The organism is Bacillus cereus group sp. BfR-BA-01330, assembly GCF_022663885.1.
Classification (GTDB): Bacteria; Bacillota; Bacilli; order Bacillales; family Bacillaceae_G; genus Bacillus_A; species Bacillus_A cereus.
The window spans coordinates 53080-73112 of record NZ_JAKUGK010000013.1 but is presented as its reverse complement, the minus strand read 5'-3'; the positions used below and the strand labels follow the sequence as shown (position 1 = coordinate 73112).

Genomic DNA, 20033 nt, shown 5'->3' with positions numbered 1-20033 from the left:
AGGTTCAAATCCTGTCCCCGCAACCAAATGGTCCCGTGGTGTAGTGGTTAACATGCCTGCCTGTCACGCAGGAGATCGCCGGTTCGACCCCGGTCGGGACCGCCATTTTAATAAGGCTCGGTAGCTCAGTCGGTAGAGCAGAGGACTGAAAATCCTCGTGTCGGCGGTTCGATTCCGTCCCGAGCCACCATTTATTTTAATAAAATACGCCGGCTTAGCTCAATTGGTAGAGCAACTGACTTGTAATCAGTAGGTTGGGGGTTCAAGTCCTCTAGCCGGCACCATGTAAGTTTCGGAGGGGTAGCGAAGTGGCTAAACGCGGCGGACTGTAAATCCGCTCCTTCGGGTTCGGCAGTTCGAATCTGCCCCCCTCCACCATTTACATAGGGGCATAGTTTAAAGGTAGAACTGAGGTCTCCAAAACCTCCAGTGTGGGTTCGATTCCTACTGCCCCTGCCAAATATATTTACACAACATGGCGGTTGTGGCGAAGTGGTTAACGCACCGGATTGTGGCTCCGGCATTCGTGGGTTCGATTCCCATCAGTCGCCCCATTTTTATTTTAAAAATTACAAATAATCTAATGGATACTTACATATAATTAAGTAAGAATTCGATGGGCTATAGCCAAGCGGTAAGGCAACGGACTTTGACTCCGTCATGCGCTGGTTCGAATCCAGCTAGCCCAGCCATTTTTGCGGAAGTAGTTCAGTGGTAGAATACAACCTTGCCAAGGTTGGGGTCGCGGGTTCGAATCCCGTCTTCCGCTCCAATAAAATTTAATATGGCGGCATAGCCAAGTGGTAAGGCAGAGGTCTGCAAAACCTTTATCACCGGTTCAAATCCGGTTGCCGCCTTTTCTTTTGTGCCGATGTGGCGGAATTGGCAGACGCGCACGACTCAAAATCGTGTTCCTTCGGGAGTGTCGGTTCGACCCCGACCATCGGTATCATGAACGGCGTAATAAAAGACTCTACACCAAATGTGTAGAGTCTTTTTATGTTTTCATCACACTATAAAATAAGCAAAATGGTGTGTTGGTGAAATGGTTATAAATGATTAAGGTAAACTTATTCATTTAGTACATGCGATACAGTTGGGGAAAGCTACAAAACAATAAAGGGATAAATTTTTATTCCTTTATATAATTTCATTATTTTATAGAGAATTTCTCCAACCTGGTGACAGGAAGTTAAATCCGACGCCACCAGTAGATATTAGTACATGATCAGCTGTTAATTTCGTAATTTCTAAGAACTTCTTTTCAAACTCTTCTCTGTTGTATTTGTACATAGTTGAGTGGCATGACCACATGTGCGTTGAAGTACTCAACCAGTCTCCTAATTCCTTTAATTCAGGAAACGACTCAAATCGAATTGGTTCATCTAATTTCATGAATCTCACTTGATAGATAGTTGGGTTTAATTTTTCTCCTATTCCTTTAAAAGCATGTGATTTTTTGTCTTTTGAATGTGTCATAATTCACCCTCTATCTTTTCTTTAAATTTTTTCCTATTTTTATTATACAACAATAGAAAACAATTATGGAAATAATATAGAAATCTTTATTGGCAATATAAAAAGACTCTAACAGAAATGTTAGAGTCTTTTTGTTAAATTATACTATGTGCTTCTAAAATTCGTAATAAACGTAGGAATTCATGTATAATATAACTTGTCGAAAGAACAAAATGATAGTGATTTATATTATGTCTGTAATATGAATCAAAAATGAACTTTTTATATTTCTTTTAAAAATGTGTTGAACACACATTATATTTCATATTAATATTTTTATGTAGATTTAAAACGGGAAAGAGAGTGGAAAGTATGGGCCGTAAATGGAACAATATTAAAGACAAAAAAGCATCAAAAGATGCAAATACAAGCCGTATATACGCGAAATTTGGGCGTGAAATTTATGTGGCAGCAAAACAAGGCGAGCCAGATCCAGAATCAAACCAAGCACTAAGAGTTGTATTAGAGCGTGCGAAAACATACAATGTTCCAAGAACAATTATTGATCGTGCAGTTGAAAAAGCAAAAGGCGGTTCAGAAGAAAATTATGACGAGCTTCGTTATGAAGGATTCGGACCAAATGGAGCTATGGTTATTGTAGATACACTTACAAATAACGTAAACCGTACTGCAGCAGATGTACGAGCTGCATTTAGCAAAAACAGTGGTAATATGGGTGTGAACGGTTCTGTAGCTTACATGTTTGATGCGACAGCTGTTATCGGCCTTGAAGGTAAAACATCAGATGAAGTTCTTGAAATTTTAATGGAAGCAGATGTAGATGCACGTGACATTCTAGAAGAAGAAGATTCTGTTATCGTGTATGCTGAACCAGATCAATTTCATGCAGTACAATCTGCACTTAAAGCTGCTGGCGTTGAGGAGTTTACAGTTGCAGAATTAACAATGCTTGCACAAAGTGATGTAACACTTCCTGAAGATGCTCAAGCACAATTTGAGAAAATGGTTGATGCATTAGAAGATTTAGAAGATGTTCAACAAGTTTATCACAACGTAGACTTAGGAGAGTAATACGATAGATGACCCTTTTCGCTTAGCGGATAGGGTCTTTTTTATGAAGTTAATTAAGGTGATGAAGTATTAAAGGTATTTTGTTGTAGGTAGGGAATATGATTATAGGGATATATAAAATATTCATTATCTCTAGGAGGCTTAATATGGAACATAAGACACCAAAGCATATCGTTGCTGTAGCCGGTTATTTAACAAATGGAAAAAATGAAGTGTTATTAACAAAAGTGCACTGGCGAGCTGATACGTGGGAGTTGCCAGGAGGACAGGTAGAAGAAGGCGAAGCGCTCGATCAAGCTGTCTGTAGGGAAATAAAAGAGGAAACAGGGTTAACGGTGAAGCCTATCGGAATTACAGGCGTTTATTATAATACTTCTATGCATATTCTAGCTGTTGTTTTTAAAGTAGCATATATAAGTGGTGAAATAAAAATTCAACCTGAAGAAATACAAGAGGCTAAATTTGTTGATTTAAATGAAGAGAACATAGATGAGTATATAACGCGTCCTCATATGAAATCCAGAACGCTTGATGCAATGAGAGCAACACATTTTATTCCGTATGAAACGTGGGAAGTACAGCCGTATAATTTAATAGGAAGATTGTAAAGAAAAGAGTAGCCGATTTGAGATACATTCGAATCACTACTCTTTTTTTGTATACTGTTTAAGAAAAAGGTCAAAATAATAATAGCACTAGTATTGATTTCGGGAACGTTTGTTCTGTATAATAAATCTATATGTTATATACATTTAGATTACTAGATAGTCAAAAGTATATATATTTGTAGATGATATAATTAAAGTGTAAAGTGAAAATATAATAGTCTTAAGGGTTTCTCTTTTATTGGTTATTCGTACTTTAACATAACCTATATTCAATATTTCAGATGAATAGTAGATAAAAAAAGACTGTGATACAATACTTTTTTATCCCACTATTTGCTGGGCAGTAAGCTTGATTAATGAGGACCGATTAAAGTTTCACTTTATACCTTACAATGATGTAAGGTACGTGTAAGAGAAATCGATGGGATATTTTTTTACAACAATGTATTCTTAAAGTAAGAGTTATATGCTGTGTGGAAAAGAGGTGTTCAAGATGAAAGAACGAGTATTATCTAGGGTGAACTATCATCAAAAAGTTGCATTAAATCCAATGACTAAACTTTTTTATAAAGCCATTATATTATTATTATTGTTAAGTTGTACGTTATTATTCATTGGAAATGTAATGATTGAGAAAAGTGATATTAGTAAATTACATGTACCGGCTAAGTTAGAGGTGCCAGAATCATTAACACATGCATTTATTGCGACAGAAGATAAAAGATTTTATCATCATAACGGTTTAGATTATATAGCAATTATTAGGGCCTCTGTTGAGAATATAAAGGCTGGTGGTGTCGTGCAAGGAGGAAGCACAATTACACAGCAGCTATCTAAAAATGCCTTTTTAACGAATGAACGTACATTTTCTCGGAAGTGGAAAGAGATTTTTTATACGAAAAAAATTGAACGCACATTTACGAAGGATGAAATATTAAAATTATATGTAAGTAATATTTATTATGGAGAAGGAGCATGGGGAATTGAAAAAGCAGCAAACCTTTACTTCGGTAAAAAGGTGAACCAATTAACGTTGGCTGAAAGTGCAATGATGGCTGCTGTAGTAAAAGCACCTGCTTATTACTCACCTGCCCAAAATTATGATAAAGCAGTAGAGAGACGTAATGTCGTTTTGAGACTAATGGAGAAAGAAGGCTATATAAGCCATGATGAGTATGTTCAAGCAGTTAGTGAGAAATTGGTAATTCGTCATGATATAAAAATAGAGCAGTCGATGTTAAATAGCGCGCGTAAAAAAGCAGTAAGTTAAGAGAAGTTCCTACAGAGGAGCTTCTTTTTTTGAATAAATTGTGACAAATTGTGACACAATATCGTCACAATTATTGTGTTTTTGTAATTTATGTGAGCGTGTTCATTGCGTGACGTATATAAGTGTTGATATTATGTGTATTGTGTACAATGCTGTATACAGAATATGAATTTAAAGAGGAATGTATATGAAATCAAATAAACTCATGGCTCTTGGTATAGTTTTTTCTATCGCAGTATTAATTGTAATTGGAACAATTGCGTATAGCATCATAAATGACAAAAAAGATAAAGGGAATGAGATGTTTGCTTATTCTACGCAACAATCTTTAGGGAAAGATGATGCTCCAGTTAAGGTAGTTGAATTTGGAGACTTTAAATGTCCTGCTTGTCGTACTTGGGATGTAACAGTATTACCTCGATTAAAAGAAGAGTATATTGATAAAGGCAAAGTGCAGTTATATTTTATTAACTTCCCATTTATCGGAAAAGACTCAGATTTAGGTGCAGCAGCTGGTGAAGCAATTTATAAACAAGATAAAGATTCATTCTGGATTTTCTATGATGAGATTTATCAAAATCAAAAGAAAGATACGGAAGAATGGATTACAGAAGATTTGCTTCTTAGCATTGTGAAAGAGAAACTGCCAAAAGTTGATGTAGAGCAATTTAAGAAAGACTTACACAGTAAAGACATTAAAGAAAAAGTACGTAAAGATTCAGATCGTGCTCAAAAATTAAAAGTTCAAGGTGCTCCTTCTGTATATGTAAACGGAAATCTTGCAAATCCTGATTTTGATAGTATGAAGAAGGCAATTGATAAAGAATTGAAAAAGTGATGAGGTCTCTCATCACTTTTTCGACTTTTTTCGATAAAATTCTTGCCTCTACTTTTTTTACATGCTATACTATTTTACATAAGTTATTCTAATATCTTATATGTAATTCATATTTGCGGGTGTAGTTTAGTGGTAAAACAAGAGCCTTCCAAGCTCTGGTCGAGAGTTCGATTCTCTTCACCCGCTCCAAATTTTATTAAAAGTTTTTCTATAAATTGTGATCAACGCAGTGTTTCGTTTCCGAGATAAACGAGGCATTGCGTTTTTTAATGTTTGAAAAATATAATTACATGCGAAAATAGAAGTAAATGATAGTATTCCAAACGTGAATTACTAACCAATAGAGTGGTTACATAAGGGGTGGATTCATCTGAGGAGGCGATTAAGAGTGGATTTTGAACAATTAAAGCAAGATGTAATTGCGTATAGTAAAACAATTGGCATAGATAAAATAGGCTTTGCGAGCGCTTCTCCTTTTGAGGAATTAAAGCAGCGCTTAATCCAGCAACAACAATTAAATTATCAATCTGGATTTGAAGAGCCTGATATAGAGAAGAGAACGAATCCGCAACTGTTATTACCGGGTGCTAAATCAATTATTGCGATTGCTTTAGCATATCCTTCAAAATTAAAAAATGCACCATTAAGTAAGCGTGGAGAACGCCGTGGGATTTTTTGTCGTGCTTCTTGGGGACAAGATTATCATCTTGTTTTACGAGATCGTTTGCAAAAATTAGAGGCATATTTAATTGAAAAACTTCCCGATATAGAAGTGAAGTCCATGGTTGATACAGGTGAATTAAGTGATCGAGCTGTATCAGAGCGTGCTGGTATTGGATGGAGCGGTAAAAACTGCTCTATTATTACACCTGAATTTGGTTCGTACGTATACTTAGGGGAAATGATTACAAATGTTCCATTCCCGCCAGATAAGCCGATAGAAGATCAATGCGGAGGCTGTACGAAATGTATCGATATTTGCCCTACCGGTGCTTTAATACAGGGGGGACAGTTAGATTCGAAGAAGTGCATTGCGTTTTTAACACAAACGAAAGGATTCCTACCTGAAGAATATCGCGATAAAATAGGAAATCGCATATATGGATGTGATACGTGTCAGACTGTTTGTCCGAAAAACAAAGGAATGGATTTTCATAATCATCCTGAGATGGAGCCGGATCCTGAGCTAGTTAAACCATTATTAACGCCACTTTTAACAATTAGTAATCGTGATTTTAAAGAGAAATATGGGATTATGTCAGGGTCATGGAGAGGGAAAAAGCCACTGCAAAGAAATGCGATTTTAGCATTAGCACATTTTAAAGAAGCATCGGCAATTCCAGATTTAATTGGTGTTATGAAAGATGACCCAAGACCGGTACTACGCGGAACGGCAGCATGGGCACTTGGGAAAATTGGCGGAGATGGAGTAGGCGAAGCGATTGAGAAAGCGATGGAACGTGAGAAAGATGAAGAAGTGCTTCATGAAATGAATCGCGGGCTTGAATTGTTAGCACAGAAAAAAGAGTAGATAATATTTCCCTTTTTCATATTGTAATATGGGAGGGAGACAGAATGGTTGTAAAAACGAAGATTGAAAACCAAGTACAACAATTTTTAGCATATATAACGGAGAAAAGAACGAATGTGGATGGTATTGCTGAGGATTTACTACAAATGGCACTGAGAAAGAAACAATTGTTTCAAAGGCGTAGTGCACATATAGTGAAAGCAACTGCGGATGTTTCTTTCATTAGACAATTAAATAGTAATGACCATCAAGAAATTGATTATCAAATACATTTTAAATATTTAATTAAGCATAAAGAATTATTTTATATTGAAGAGGAACAATTAAAACGAAGAGTTTGTTTAAATAATAGTCGAATTATAGGCGATTCTGCTATTGAAGTGTCAGAAGAAATTAGAATGGGTGAGACATTAGAAAGGGATATTACGAAAGAGAAGTACGGTTCTTATCAGTATAATCGTTTAGAGGCAGTGAAATATGCAGAGCGTTGGTGGGATGACCGGAATCCTATGTATCGTAATTTCCCTGATAATTGTACGAATTTCATTTCTCAATGTCTTCATACTGGAGAAGTACCTATGAACGGGTATCCTAATATTCGTAAAGGATGGTGGCAAAGGGAGAATCAGTGGAGTTGGAGCTGGGCTGTTGCACATTCTTTTTATTGGTATTTGTCAGGTGCTACAACAGGACTTCGAGCAGAGGCGGTAGAGAGGCCAGAAGAACTTATTCTTGGAGATGTCATTGCTTATGATTTCGAGGATGACGGAAGATGGAATCATACGACGATTGTAGTAGCAAAAGATGCAGATGGTATGCCGCTTGTAAATGCACATTCAGCGAATAGCCGTCGACGTTATTGGAACTATGAAGACTCTAGTAAATATACACCACAAATGAAATATAAATTCTTTCATATTATTAATGGGTAGAGATTTTTCGCTCAAGTGGTATAATACGTAGTAGACAAAAAACAGAGGTGAATATCGCGTGGGAGTACATGTTGTTTTATATCAGCCAGAAATTCCAGCAAATACAGGGAATATTGCTCGTACTTGTGCAGCAACTGGAACAGAATTACATTTGATTAGACCGCTTGGATTTTCAACGGATGATAAAATGTTAAAGCGTGCAGGATTAGATTATTGGCAGCACGTAAAAATTACGTATTATGATTCAATTGAAGAATTTTATGAAAAAAATAAAGACGGTGAATTCTTCTATTTAACAAAGTATGGCGAGAAAGCTCATACAGCGTTTGACTATAGCAAGCGTGAGAAGGATTACTATTTTGTATTTGGAAGAGAAACAAACGGCTTACCAGCTAATGTAATCGAAGAAAACTTTGATCATTGTTTACGTATTCCAATGACAGATAAAGTACGTTCATTAAATTTATCTAATACAGCAGCAATTTTAATTTATGAAGCGTTCCGTCAACAAAATTACCCTGGATTAGATTTAGAAATCGTTTATTAAAAGTCGCCATATGGCGACTTTTTTTTATAAAATAAAAATAATATATAATCATACATTTAAAAGAGAGGACATAATCATATAGAATGGGATATATGATTAAAAATAGATAAGACGGGTTGAGATAAATATGAAGGAAGAATATAGTAATCAAAATACCTTTTTAAGTATGATAGATATGGATTTAATTAGACAAGGATTATTACATGCTATTCAAGATTTAGTATTCATATTGAAAGTTATTGATAATGAAACGTTTCAATATATGTATGTGAATAAAATAGGAATGGATTATGCTAGGTTAAGCGAAGAGTGCTATGGAAAAACTTTTGCAGAAGTATTACCAAAAGATATAGCGGGGATATTGCAAAGGCAATATGCAAAAGTAGTGAGAGAAGCGAAAGCACACACCTTTTGTGATGTAGTCAATTTACCAAAAGGTGAGATACATTATGAATCTTCACTTAATCCTGTCTGCGACGAAGAAGGAATATGTCAATTTGTTATTTGCATTACAAGAGATATTACAGCTCAAATTGAGGAGAAGACAAAGATAGAGGAAAAACAAATGTTATTTAAGTCGTTACTGGAATATAATAATGACTCAATTATATCTATAGATTCTATAGGGAGAGTTACATATGCAAATCCGGCAACGTATGAAATATTTGGATACCGGTATGAGGAATTAAATAATAAATTTATTTTTGAATTCATTAATAAAGAATATGAAAAAGATTTTCAAATTATATTTAAGGGATCGATGCAAGGAAAAGCAAAACAAATTGTTTCAAAGAAATATGTTCATAAAGAAGGGTACGAGCTATATATTTCTTTGAGAACTATCCCGATTATTGTGAACGGTGAAATTGTTGGGATTTATATTGTTACGAGAGATGTTACAAGGCAAGTATTAAACGAAATGCGAACAGAATATTTAGCTTACTATGACCAGTTAACGGGATTAATGAATAGAATTTCATGTACAAATAAGTTAAATACTTTTTTAAATGAGAGTGTAAATTTTGCGCTTGTATTTATAGATTTAGATGAGTTTCATCGTATTAATGATACATTTGGTCATAAAGAGGGAGATAAAGTATTACAAAAAGTTACAGAATGTTTAAGCAATCTAAAAATAGAAGGTATGCACTTATTTAGAGAACACGATGATCAATTTGTTATGTTGATAGAAAATATAAAGAAAGAATATGTAGAGGAAGTTGCAAAAAGCATACTGAAAAATATTAGTGAATATTTTGTAATCGAAGAAGAAGATGTATATTTAAGTGCATCAATTGGAATTGTAATGGCTCCAGCAGATGGAGAAGATGAAAAAATACTATTTCAGAGGGTCGATGCTGCTTTAGAAAAAGCAAAAGAAAAAGGAAAAGGACATTATCATTTTTATTGTAGTGGATTAGACTGTGAGCGTGAACAAAGGTTTATAATAGAAAACCAGTTACATCGTGCTATAGAAAAAAATGAATTTTTCTTATATTATCAGCCACAAATTAATATTGAAACGAAAAAAATAGCTAGTATGGAAGCTTTAATAAGGTGGGAGAATAAGGAATTAGGATTTGTTTCTCCAAACCAATTTATTCCGTTGGCAGAAAGAACAGGATTTATTATTAAGCTCGATGAATGGGTAGTAAATCAAGTGTGTCAGCAACTGCGCGAATGGTTAAATAAAGGATATGAAGTGGTCCCAATTGCGGTTAATATTTCAGCTAGACACTTTCGTTCTATTACATTAATAGAGATGATTACACGGGCTTTAAATAAGTACAATGTATCAGCTCATTTATTAGCGATAGAGGTTACAGAAGGAGCTCTTATACATAAAGATATATCAAAGAGAGTGTTACTACAATTAAAAGAACAAAATTTAAAGATTCATTTAGATGATTTTGGAACAGGCTATTCATCTTTAAGTTATTTAAAAACATATCCAATTGATACTTTAAAAATTGATCGTTCTTTTATGGAAGGTATACATATAGATGAACGTGATACGAATATTACAGCTGCAATTATTCATTTAGCTCATACTTTAGAATTGAATATAATTGCAGAAGGAGTAGAAAAAAAGGAGCAAATACAGTTTTTGAAAGAAAAGAATGTGAAGCTTGTACAAGGTTATTATTATAGCCGACCACTATCCAAATATGATATGGAAAATATGTATTATAAATAAAAAAATGATGTGCTAAAAGCACATCATTTTTTATGTGTACCTGGTTTGTCATTGTAACCGGATGTAAAAATAGCTGTAAGAAATGTGAGTGATACACCTAAAATTAATAATAATTTCATACTAATATCCTCCTTACTGTTTTCGGTTTATGAGTTTTATTTATTATCCAAAATGTATGTAAGGTTCTTAGAAGAAAAGAATTTATTTATAATGAATAGCAGTGTAAAAATGTTAATACCTATATTATACAGAATTTTCTTTGAATTTTGGAGAGAATTTTAGCGTGCTATTATATATTTCGTTTTGATTTAAAGAATGTTTAAGGACATCCTAGCATACCTTTTATAATAATCCGATTGAACAAGGAGATGGGGGAGGAGCTATAATGGATATTCTAAAAAAGATTGAACAGCATCGAGCAGCAGAAGAACGTTTACAATGGGAAGGTACGTTTGCGGAGTATTTGGAGCTTGTGAAAGAAAGACCATGGGTGGCTCAAACAGCACACTCTCGCATTTACAATATGATAAAAGACGCTGGAATTGAAGAAGTTGATGGTAGAAGAAAGTATAACTTCTTTAGTAATCAGCTCTTTGGATTAGAGGATGCTCTAGAACGTCTTGTAGAGGAATATTTTCATCCATCTGCAAAACGATTAGATGTTAGAAAAAGAATTTTATTATTAATGGGTCCTGTTAGTGGAGGGAAATCAACGTTAGTTACAATGTTGAAACGAGGATTAGAAACATATTCAAGAACAGATCGCGGAGCAATTTTTGCAATTAAAGGATGCCCAATGCACGAGGATCCACTGCATTTAATTCCACATCATTTACGAGATGATTTCTTTAATGAGTATGGGGTTAGAATTGAAGGGAATTTATCACCACTAAATGTCATGCGTTTAGAGCAAGAATACGGATCAAGAATTGAGGATGTAGTTGTAGAGCGTATTTTCTTCTCTGAAGATCGCCGTACAGGGATTGGTACATTTAGCCCGTCTGATCCAAAATCACAGGATATTGCAGATTTAACAGGTAGTCTGGACTTTTCTACGATTGCAGAATATGGTTCAGAATCAGATCCGCGTGCGTATCGATTTGATGGAGAATTAAATAAGGCAAACCGAGGAATGATGGAGTTCCAAGAGATGTTAAAATGCGATGAGAAGTTTTTATGGCACTTATTATCGCTTACGCAAGAAGGGAATTTCAAAGCGGGAAGATTTGCGCTTATTTCAGCAGATGAATTAATTGTAGCGCATACGAATGAAACAGAGTATCGCTCATTTATAGCAAATAAGAAAAATGAAGCATTGCACTCAAGAATTATTGTAATGCCAGTTCCTTATAATTTACGAGTAAGTGAAGAAGAACATATTTATGAAAAAATGATTCGTGAAAGTGATGTATCGAATGTTCACATTGCACCACACACACTTCGCGTTGCAGCAATGTTCACTATTTTAACTCGTTTAAAAGATCCGAAGCGTCCGGATATTGATTTAATTAAAAAGATGCGTTTGTATGATGGAGAAACGGTAGAAGGTTATAATGCGATTGATGTAGAAGAATTACAACGCGAATATCAAGATGAAGGTATGAAGGGTATTGATCCTCGTTATGTCATTAACCGAATTTCGTCTACAATCATTCGAAAAGAGGTACCATCTATTAACGCGTTAGATGTACTTAGATCTTTAAAAGATGGGCTAGATCAGCATCCATCCATTAGTAATGAAGACCGTGAACGTTACATGAACTTCATCTCATTAGCGAGAAAAGAATACGATGAAATCGCGAAGAAAGAAGTACAAAAAGCGTTTGTTTATTCATATGAAGAATCAGCTAAGACGCTTATGGATAATTACTTAGATAACGTTGAGGCGTACTGCAATAAATCGAAATTACGTGATCCGTTAACAGGAGAAGAAATGAGTCCAGATGAAAAATTAATGCGCTCAATTGAAGAGCAAATTGGAATTTCAGAAAATGCTAAGAAAGCGTTCCGTGAAGAGATTTTAATTCGCATTTCTGCTTATGCCCGTAAAGGAAAACGCTTTGATTATAATTCACATGAACGTCTTCGTGAAGCGATTCAGAAAAAACTATTTGCTGATTTAAAAGATATAGTGAAAATTACAACATCAACGAAAACGCCGGACGAAAATCAGCTTAAGAAAATCAATGATGTTGTTGCGCGTTTAATTGATGAGCATGGTTATAATTCTTCTTCAGCAAATGAATTACTACGCTATGTAGGTAGCTTGTTAAACAGATAGTTTGATAACAAAACGCTGTCTCTTGTATTTTGCGGGACAGCGTTTTATTATCCGTTCATATGTGTATAAAGTGTCATACCTTGTCCAAATGTAATAAATTAAGATGCAATTTTATGAATTTATTGTCAATTATTTTTACAATATGCATATGATAGAGTAACCAACCATTCATACGAAAAAAGCCAACACAATACAATATGTTGCAAATTAAAAATGTGTGCAACAATGCATTGTGTTTCTTTCTTATCAGTGGCTGAATATTTCTTTCTATTTATGTGAGTGGCAAAATTTTGTTTAGGATGCTCGGGGTATTGTATGAAAAACGTTATAAATGTTTATGGGATGATTTTCTGTGGGCAGTTACCTTTCAAATATTCTAGCTTGCATATTACAGAACAAAATTTATAGATTGCTGTTCATACAGGAAGACAATTACAGTAAGGAGGGAAAGGAATGGGCGAAGAAAATCAACCAAATTATACGATTTCACAGGAAAACTGGTCCCTCCATCGCAAAGGATATGACGACCAACAGCGCCATCAAGAAAAAGTACAAGAGGCAATTAAGAATAATTTACCCGATCTTGTAACAGAAGAAAGTATAGTTATGTCTAATGGCAAGGATGTTGTAAAAATACCAATTCGTTCTCTAGATGAATATAAGATTAGATACAATTATGATAAAAATAAACATGTTGGGCAAGGAAACGGTGACAGCAAAGTTGGTGATGTCGTTGCGAGAGATGGATCAGGTGGTCAAAAACAAAAAGGGCCAGGAAAAGGGCAAGGAGCAGGAGATGCAGCTGGGGAAGATTACTATGAGGCTGAAGTCTCTATTTTAGAATTAGAGCAAGCGTTTTTCAGAGAGTTAGAACTGCCTAATTTAAAGAGAAAAGAAATGGATGAAAACCGGATTGAACATGTTGAATTTAATGACATTAGAAAAACAGGATTATGGGGAAATATTGATAAGAAAAGAACAATGATATCCGCATATAAACGAAATGCGATGGGTGGTAAAGCATCTTTTCATCCGATTCATCAAGAAGACTTAAAGTTCCGCACTTGGAATGAAGTGTTAAAGCCAGATTCAAAAGCTGTTGTATTAGCGATGATGGATACGAGTGGATCGATGGGAATATGGGAGAAATATATGGCACGTAGCTTCTTTTTCTGGATGACAAGATTTTTACGCACAAAGTATGAAACAGTTGATATTGAATTTATTGCTCATCATACAGAAGCGAAAGTCGTTACAGAAGAAGAATTTTTCTCAAAAGGAGAAAGTGGCGGAACAATATGTTCTTCCGTATATAAAAAAGCATTAGAACTTATCGATAATAAATATTCACCTGACCGCTATAATATTTATCCATTCCATTTTTCAGATGGTGATAATTTAACATCAGATAATGCTAGATGTGTAAAACTTGTTGAAGAGCTAATGAAGAAGTGTAATATGTTTGGGTATGGGGAAGTGAACCAGTATAACCGCCATAGTACACTCATGTCAGCCTATAAAAATATTAAAGATGATAATTTCAGATATTATATTTTAAAGCAAAAAGCAGACGTATTTCATGCGATGAAAAGCTTTTTTAGAGAAGAATCAGGTGAGAAAATGGCATAACCTCTTTTAAAGAGGTTCTTTTTTTGTAAACTTTTTATTTTTTCAGTTGACAATGATAATGAAAATCATTATCATTTATTCGAGAAATGATTACATTTCGAAGGAGATGTAAAGTTGAAACAAAATAAAAGAAAACGTATAAATGCAATGATTATAGCGGCGGCGTTATCACTTCCGTTTGCTGTGTATTCAACACCTGCTTTAGCGGCAGTAGCAATTGAGGCGAATAAAACTGGACAAGGTTTAGAAGATGGTACATATGACGCTGTTATTAAAGCGTATAAAGATAAAACGAATGAAGAGTCTATGGCAGCTGTCTATATAAAGGATCCGAAATTAACAATTGAGAATGGAAAGAAAATTGTAACAGCAACGTTAAGTGATAGTGATTTCTTTCAATACTTGAAGACAGAGGATATTCACACTCCAGGTGTGTTTCATGATGTGAAAGTAATATCAGAAGACAAAAAGAAAAATGGAACGAAAGTGATTCAGTTTGAAGTAGGGGAATTAGGAAAAAGGTATAATATGCGAATGCATATTTATATTCCAACAATGGCCTATGACAATAAGTACCAAGTACAGTTTGAAGTAAATACATTGAATTTAGAGAACAATGTTCCAGAAAAACAAAAGGAAAATAAAGAGGAGCAACAAGATGAAAACGGAAATGTAATATTAGATAAGCAATTACAAAAATATATTAATAAATATAACTTAAATAGAGATAATGTAGATGCGCCAATCACAAAGAAAGATTTATTACAAATTAAAACTTTATCCATTTATTCAGGTAAAGGAATAAATAAAATAACTGGTTTAGAGTATATGACAAACTTAGAGAAGTTGACGTTACGAGAGTCTAATGTAAAAGACATATCAGCCATCTCGAAGTTGAGAGGTTTGAAGTACGTTGATTTAACGTCTAATTCAATTGAAAGTATTCACCCAATTGAGCAGTTAGAGAATATTAATATGCTTTTTTTAAGAGATAATAAAATTTCTGATCTTACACCATTAAGTAAAATGAAAAAAATTAAAACATTAGATTTAATCGGTAATAACATTAAAGATATCCAGCCATTATTTACATTATCAACTATGAAACAATTATACTTAGCAAATAATCAAATCAGTGATCTTACGGGAATTGATCGATTAAATAATGTGGAACTATTATGGATAGGGAACAATAAAATTAATAATGTTGAATCTATTAGTAAAATGAGTAATCTTATTGAACTAGAAATTTCTGATAGTGAAATAAAAGATATATCACCATTATCTCAATTAGGAAATTTACAAGTGCTGAATTTAGAAGAGAATTATATCTCTGATATATCGCCGTTGAGCACTTTAACAAATTTACATGAGATAAATCTTGGAGCTAATGAAATTTTTGACGTAAGGCCTGTTGAGGAATTAGGTAAGCGAATTTCAATTGACATTCAAAGACAAAAAATCTTTTTAAATGAAGCAAGTGTAGATGAAGAAATAAAAATCCCAGTATACAACCTTAAAGGAGAGCCACTTCAAAATATTAATCTACAAAGTGAGGGGGCTACTCTGAATAACGGATTTATAAAATGGAATAGTCCTGGAGAAAAAATATATGAATTTAAACTAGATACTAATTCTACTGAAAGTAAAATAAGATTTAATGGCACGGTTATACAGAATATAGTTGAAAAACAAAAAGAAAGTCAAAATGTAATTCTCGATAAAACTTTACAACAACATATTAATAAAGAGAATTTAGGTAGAGAGAATGTAAACGCTCCTATCACAAAAGAAGATTTATTACAGATTAAAAAATTAGAGATACTTAAAGAAAAAGGAAATGAGATAAAAGATATAACAGGTTTAGAATACATGACGAATTTAGAAAAACTTACTTTAGAAGGAGTAGGCCTGAAAAATATTGAGTTCATCTCAAACTTGAAACAATTGAATAATGTGAATGTATCTCATAATCAAATTGAAGATATAACACCACTATCTTCATTGGAAAATTTACAGTGGTTAAATCTTGCGGACAATCATATTAAAGATGTAACGGTTATTGGTTCCATGCTAAACTTATTTAGCTTAAATTTAGCTGGAAATGAGATTCGTGATGTAAGGCCGTTAATACAATTAGGTCAGTGGTTTACAATTGATGTTGGAAGACAAAATATCATTTTAAATGATGCAAAAATAAACGAAGAAATTCAAGTTCCTGTATATGATTTAGAAGGAGAAAGTATTGAAAATATTCAATTGGTAAGTGAGGGAGGGACGTTTAATAACGGAGTAATAAAATGGAGTACCCCAGGTGAAAAGGTGTATAAATTTGATTTAGATTCTGATGAAATTAGCATAAGGTTTAACGGAACGGTAATCCAAAATATAGTTGAAAAAGAAGAAGTGACAGAACCAACAAAAGAAGTTGAAGAAGCGAAAGAAGAAGTAAAAGAGCCAACAAAAAAAGTTGAAGAAACGAAAGAAGAAGTGAAAGAACCGATAAAAGAAGTTGAAGGTACAAAAGAAGAAGTGAAAGAACCGGTAAAAGAAGTTGAAGGTACAAAAGAAGAAGTGAAAGAACCGGTAAAAGAAGTAAAAGAGGAAGTAAAAGAGCCAACGAAAGAAGTTGAAGAAGCGAAAGAGGAAGTGGACGAGCCAACAACAGGAGTTGAAGGATCGAAAGCGGAGGTAAAAGAAACAGGAAAAGAAATTGAAGGTTCAAAAGACACGGTAAATCAATCAGCAGTAGTCCAAGAACAAAACGTGAATAATCAAGTTGTGAAAGAAAATAAACCAGCTGTTAATAAGCAAGAAGAAAGTAAGAAATCATTAGGAGCAACAGGTGGACAAGAGAATACATCAACATTACTTTCAGGCATAGCGTTAGTTCTTTCAGCACTGAGTATGTTTGTATTTAGAAAGAGATTATTTAAGAAATAAAAAACGTTTTATCTTATTATAACGTAAGATGATTATATGAGTTTTGAGAAGACATTATCATGGCGATTTCATTTTGAAATATGCTTATGGTGATGTCTTTTTTAGAAGGATATAAATGGAAAAGGTGTGAATATATTAGTGAAGGAGGAGAGGTTATGTATGTCAGTTCTATTTTGAAAATTGAAGAGGTGGCAGCATTTATTGCGAATATGAATAAAGATGCTACTCATCATGTTGGCTATTGTGGAGATGAGAAAGAGGAGTTGTTACAGACAATTATTCATGATTTTTCAGATATAGGCTGGGAACAATCTTTTGTTGCTACTTATGAGAATAATAATTTAATAGGTTTATTAGGATTTGATGTGGATGAAGTAAAGAAATGTGCAGAGATATGGGGGCCGTTTATTATCGCAGAGAATTGGGAAGAAGTTGCTTTACATATGTGGAAGGAACTTATAGAAAAGCTGCCTTTTCATATTGAGAGATTTTATGGTTTTTATCATGTGGAAAATAATAATTGTGCCCGTTTAATGAGGAATTTACATGCAAAAGAACAAGGTCGACATAGTATTCTCGTTTTAAATAATATTGTGGAGCACCGTATTATATGTAATGTAGAAGAGGCTTTATCACAAGTGTTTGAGCAGTTTATCGCTTTACACAATCATGTGTTTTCTAATACGTATTATGACGGAAACGAAATTATTGAACGTTTAAGTAATACGAATAAATTATTTGTAAGTATGAAGAATGATAAGTTAGAAGGTTATGTATATGTGGAAGTAAATCCAGAGTTTCAAGAGGCGAATATCGAATTTATTGCAACCGCTGAAAATAGTAGAAGAAAAGGTGTCGGAGAGCGGTTATTACAAAAGGCAATTCAGTATATTATTTCCTTCCAAGGAATGAAGGAGATAGAATTATGTTTGAATACGAATAATGATCGTGCGATGAAATTGTACAAGAAAGTAGGATTTGAGGAGAAGGCATGTTTACAACACTATATAATAGAGTGAAAACCCATTCGTATGAAAATTATATTTCATACGAATGGGTTTTATTAATCTACTTTTCCCTCAGTTGTTACGGATTCAGAAGTAATTTGAGGTGCTAATCGTTACATAACCTTTTTTATTTTTTGAGATACTTCTTTTGTTTGCAAATTAACATCTTCTTTTCGCAGCTCCTTAAAGAGCGAAATGACCATAAGAACGACTACGATAGAAAATGGTAGTGCTGCGATGATAGCTGCGATTTGTAGTGCATTTAATCCTCCAGCTTGTAATAAAATAGCGGCAATTATCGCGATTGTTAATCCCCATATAAGTTTTAAACTATTTTTCGGTGATAAGCTTCCGTTACTCGTTTGCATTGAAACAACAAATGTTGCTGAATCGGCAGAAGTAACGAAAAATGTGGCTACTAAAATTAACCCGATAATCGTTAAAAATGTAGAGAATGGTAGATGTGAAATAACAGCAAATAATCCAATCTCTGTACCATTTTTTGCAATTTCATCAGCTATTCCAAGCGATTGGAACATTTCCATATGAATTGCGGTACCACCAAATACTGCAAACTAAAATGTACAGATAAGAGTTGGGACTAATACAACTCCAAAAATAAATTCTTTTATTGTACGCCCTTTAGAAATACGTGCGATAAATGTGCCGACGAATGGAGACCAAGAAATCCACCATCCCCAATAGAAAATAGTCCAGTTTTCAATCCAAGAAGAAGATTTTTCATTAAATGCTCCTAAATTTAATCCCATACTAGGCAAAGCTCCAATATAAGAACCGAGTGTAGATGTGAAATATTTCATAATAAATACGGTTGGCCCTAAAAGTAAGAAAGAGATGAGTAAAATACCTGCAAGAGAGAAATTCAAGTTACTCAAATATTTAATCCCACGATCTAAGCCAGTTTGTGCACTTGTTAAATATAAAACAGCGAAGATAGCTATAAGTACGAGCTGGGTAAGTAAAGTGTTATGAATGGAAGGGAATAAATAGCTTAATCCTCCAGCAATTTGTTGAGCACCAATCCCAACAGATGGTACAATGCCAAACACTGTGGCTAAAACAGCTAAAATATCAACTGTTTTTCCAATACGAGAATTTTTCGATCGATTAAATAATGGAGTAACTGTAGCCCCAATTGTGCTACCTTTTTGTTTGCGGAATGTGAAATATGCAATTGTTAAAGCGACCATTGCGTATAGTGACCACGGAAAGAGTCCCCAGTGGAAAAATGAATATTGCATAGCGAGTTTGGCGCTTTCTTCTGTACCTGCTTTTCCTGTTAACGGATCTGTAAAATGTGAAATCGGTTCAGCGATTCCATAAAAGAGGAGTCCAATTCCCATTCCTGCCCCAAACAACATGGATAGCCAAGATGGATAATTATATTTTGGCTTTTCTCCATCTTTGCCAAGACGAATAGAACCGTACTTGGAAAATGCTAAATAAGCAGCCAAAATAATCATTGTAGTCATAAGTAGAGAGTAAAACCATCCAAATTTATTGAGGATAAATGAGTTTAAAGAAGATGTAACACTTTGTAAATCGTAGCCTTGTATCCAACTTGCTGGGGTAATTCCCCATATAATGAATAATGTTGTTAGCAAGAAGGAGATATAAAATACACTGTTTTCTTTTTTTATCATAGAATCCCACCCTTATTTAATAAAGTTAACAATTAT

At 34.1% G+C, this 20033-nt stretch carries 13 protein-coding genes, 11 tRNA genes and 1 pseudogene; 23 read left to right on the top strand and 2 right to left on the bottom strand.

The genetic code is table 11. The features are described 5' to 3' along the window. Positions 1–29 precede the first annotated feature (29 nt). From MR112_RS27105 to MR112_RS27060, 10 genes are all read left to right on the top strand, one after another. Positions 30–105: transfer RNA gene (locus MR112_RS27105), tRNA-Asp, on the top strand. A gap of 9 nt (positions 106–114) precedes the next feature. Continuing rightward, a tRNA-Phe gene (locus MR112_RS27100) sits at positions 115–190 on the top strand. Positions 191–208: 18 nt separating this feature from the next. Continuing rightward, a tRNA-Thr gene (locus MR112_RS27095) sits at positions 209–284 on the top strand. A gap of 10 nt (positions 285–294) precedes the next feature. Next, positions 295–378 (top strand) — tRNA-Tyr (locus tag MR112_RS27090). A gap of 7 nt (positions 379–385) precedes the next feature. Then, positions 386–459 (top strand) — tRNA-Trp (locus tag MR112_RS27085). Between the two features lie 19 nt (positions 460–478). Then, positions 479–554: transfer RNA gene (locus tag MR112_RS27080), tRNA-His, on the top strand. Positions 555–617: 63 nt separating this feature from the next. Continuing rightward, a tRNA-Gln gene (locus MR112_RS27075) sits at positions 618–692 on the top strand. A 5-nt stretch (positions 693–697) separates the two neighbouring features. Beyond that, a tRNA-Gly gene (locus MR112_RS27070) sits at positions 698–772 on the top strand. A 14-nt stretch (positions 773–786) separates the two neighbouring features. Next, a tRNA-Cys gene (locus MR112_RS27065) sits at positions 787–857 on the top strand. Positions 858–867: 10 nt separating this feature from the next. After that, positions 868–949 (top strand) — tRNA-Leu (locus MR112_RS27060). Between the two features lie 209 nt (positions 950–1158). Here the strand turns inward: MR112_RS27060 and MR112_RS27055 are convergent. Further along, on the bottom strand, positions 1159–1479 hold the full coding sequence (locus tag MR112_RS27055) for a DUF3884 family protein (protein ID WP_025690149.1): 321 nt from the start codon (positions 1477–1479) through the stop codon (positions 1159–1161). Positions 1480–1830: 351 nt separating this feature from the next. Here MR112_RS27055 and MR112_RS27050 point away from each other — a divergent pair, with 351 nt between their 5' ends. From MR112_RS27050 to MR112_RS26990, 13 genes are all read left to right on the top strand, one after another. Further along, positions 1831–2550, top strand: coding sequence for a YebC/PmpR family DNA-binding transcriptional regulator (locus tag MR112_RS27050; RefSeq protein WP_242245746.1), 720 nt, complete (start codon positions 1831–1833; stop codon positions 2548–2550). 146 nt (positions 2551–2696) lie between these two features. Next, positions 2697–3158, top strand: a complete 462-nt coding sequence (locus MR112_RS27045) for an NUDIX hydrolase (protein WP_000400469.1) — start codon at positions 2697–2699, stop codon at positions 3156–3158. 493 nt (positions 3159–3651) lie between these two features. After that, positions 3652–4428 (top strand): transglycosylase domain-containing protein, encoded by a 777-nt coding sequence (locus MR112_RS27040; RefSeq protein WP_000664715.1) that lies wholly within the window; start codon positions 3652–3654, stop codon positions 4426–4428. Positions 4429–4615: 187 nt separating this feature from the next. After that, positions 4616–5266 carry a DsbA family protein gene (locus MR112_RS27035; protein ID WP_000841306.1) on the top strand — a complete coding sequence of 217 codons (651 nt, stop codon included), beginning with the start codon at positions 4616–4618 and terminating at the stop codon, positions 5264–5266. A gap of 115 nt (positions 5267–5381) precedes the next feature. Further along, positions 5382–5455, top strand: a tRNA-Gly gene (locus MR112_RS27030). Positions 5456–5654: 199 nt separating this feature from the next. Further along, the gene (gene queG / locus MR112_RS27025) at positions 5655–6797 is read left to right on the top strand and encodes a tRNA epoxyqueuosine(34) reductase QueG (RefSeq protein ID WP_000345215.1); all 1143 of its coding nucleotides are present in this window, start codon (positions 5655–5657) and stop codon (positions 6795–6797) included. A gap of 44 nt (positions 6798–6841) precedes the next feature. Further along, entirely contained in the window at positions 6842–7729 is an 888-nt protein-coding gene (locus MR112_RS27020) for an amidase domain-containing protein (RefSeq protein ID WP_000260591.1), read from the top strand. Between the two features lie 58 nt (positions 7730–7787). Further along, on the top strand, positions 7788–8276 hold the full coding sequence (trmL, locus tag MR112_RS27015; protein ID WP_000538147.1) for a tRNA (uridine(34)/cytosine(34)/5-carboxymethylaminomethyluridine(34)-2'-O)-methyltransferase TrmL: 489 nt from the start codon (positions 7788–7790) through the stop codon (positions 8274–8276). A 127-nt stretch (positions 8277–8403) separates the two neighbouring features. Continuing rightward, positions 8404–10473, top strand: coding sequence for a sensor domain-containing protein (locus MR112_RS27010; protein ID WP_000657172.1), 2070 nt, complete (start codon positions 8404–8406; stop codon positions 10471–10473). Between the two features lie 385 nt (positions 10474–10858). Further along, positions 10859–12754 (top strand): PrkA family serine protein kinase, encoded by a 1896-nt coding sequence (locus MR112_RS27005; RefSeq protein ID WP_006925087.1) that lies wholly within the window; start codon positions 10859–10861, stop codon positions 12752–12754. Between the two features lie 453 nt (positions 12755–13207). After that, positions 13208–14383 carry a sporulation protein YhbH gene (gene yhbH / locus MR112_RS27000; RefSeq protein ID WP_006925084.1) on the top strand — a complete coding sequence of 392 codons (1176 nt, stop codon included), beginning with the start codon at positions 13208–13210 and terminating at the stop codon, positions 14381–14383. Positions 14384–14497: 114 nt separating this feature from the next. Beyond that, entirely contained in the window at positions 14498–17326 is a 2829-nt protein-coding gene (locus MR112_RS26995; protein ID WP_242245743.1) for a leucine-rich repeat domain-containing protein, read from the top strand. Between the two features lie 155 nt (positions 17327–17481). Next, positions 17482–18345 (top strand): GNAT family N-acetyltransferase, encoded by an 864-nt coding sequence (locus tag MR112_RS26990; RefSeq protein WP_242245724.1) that lies wholly within the window; start codon positions 17482–17484, stop codon positions 18343–18345. A gap of 101 nt (positions 18346–18446) precedes the next feature. On the opposite strand, the pseudogene opuD reads toward MR112_RS26990, so the two are convergent. Then, positions 18447–19997: pseudogene (opuD, locus tag MR112_RS26985) on the bottom strand (glycine betaine transporter OpuD). Positions 19998–20033 lie beyond the last annotated feature (36 nt).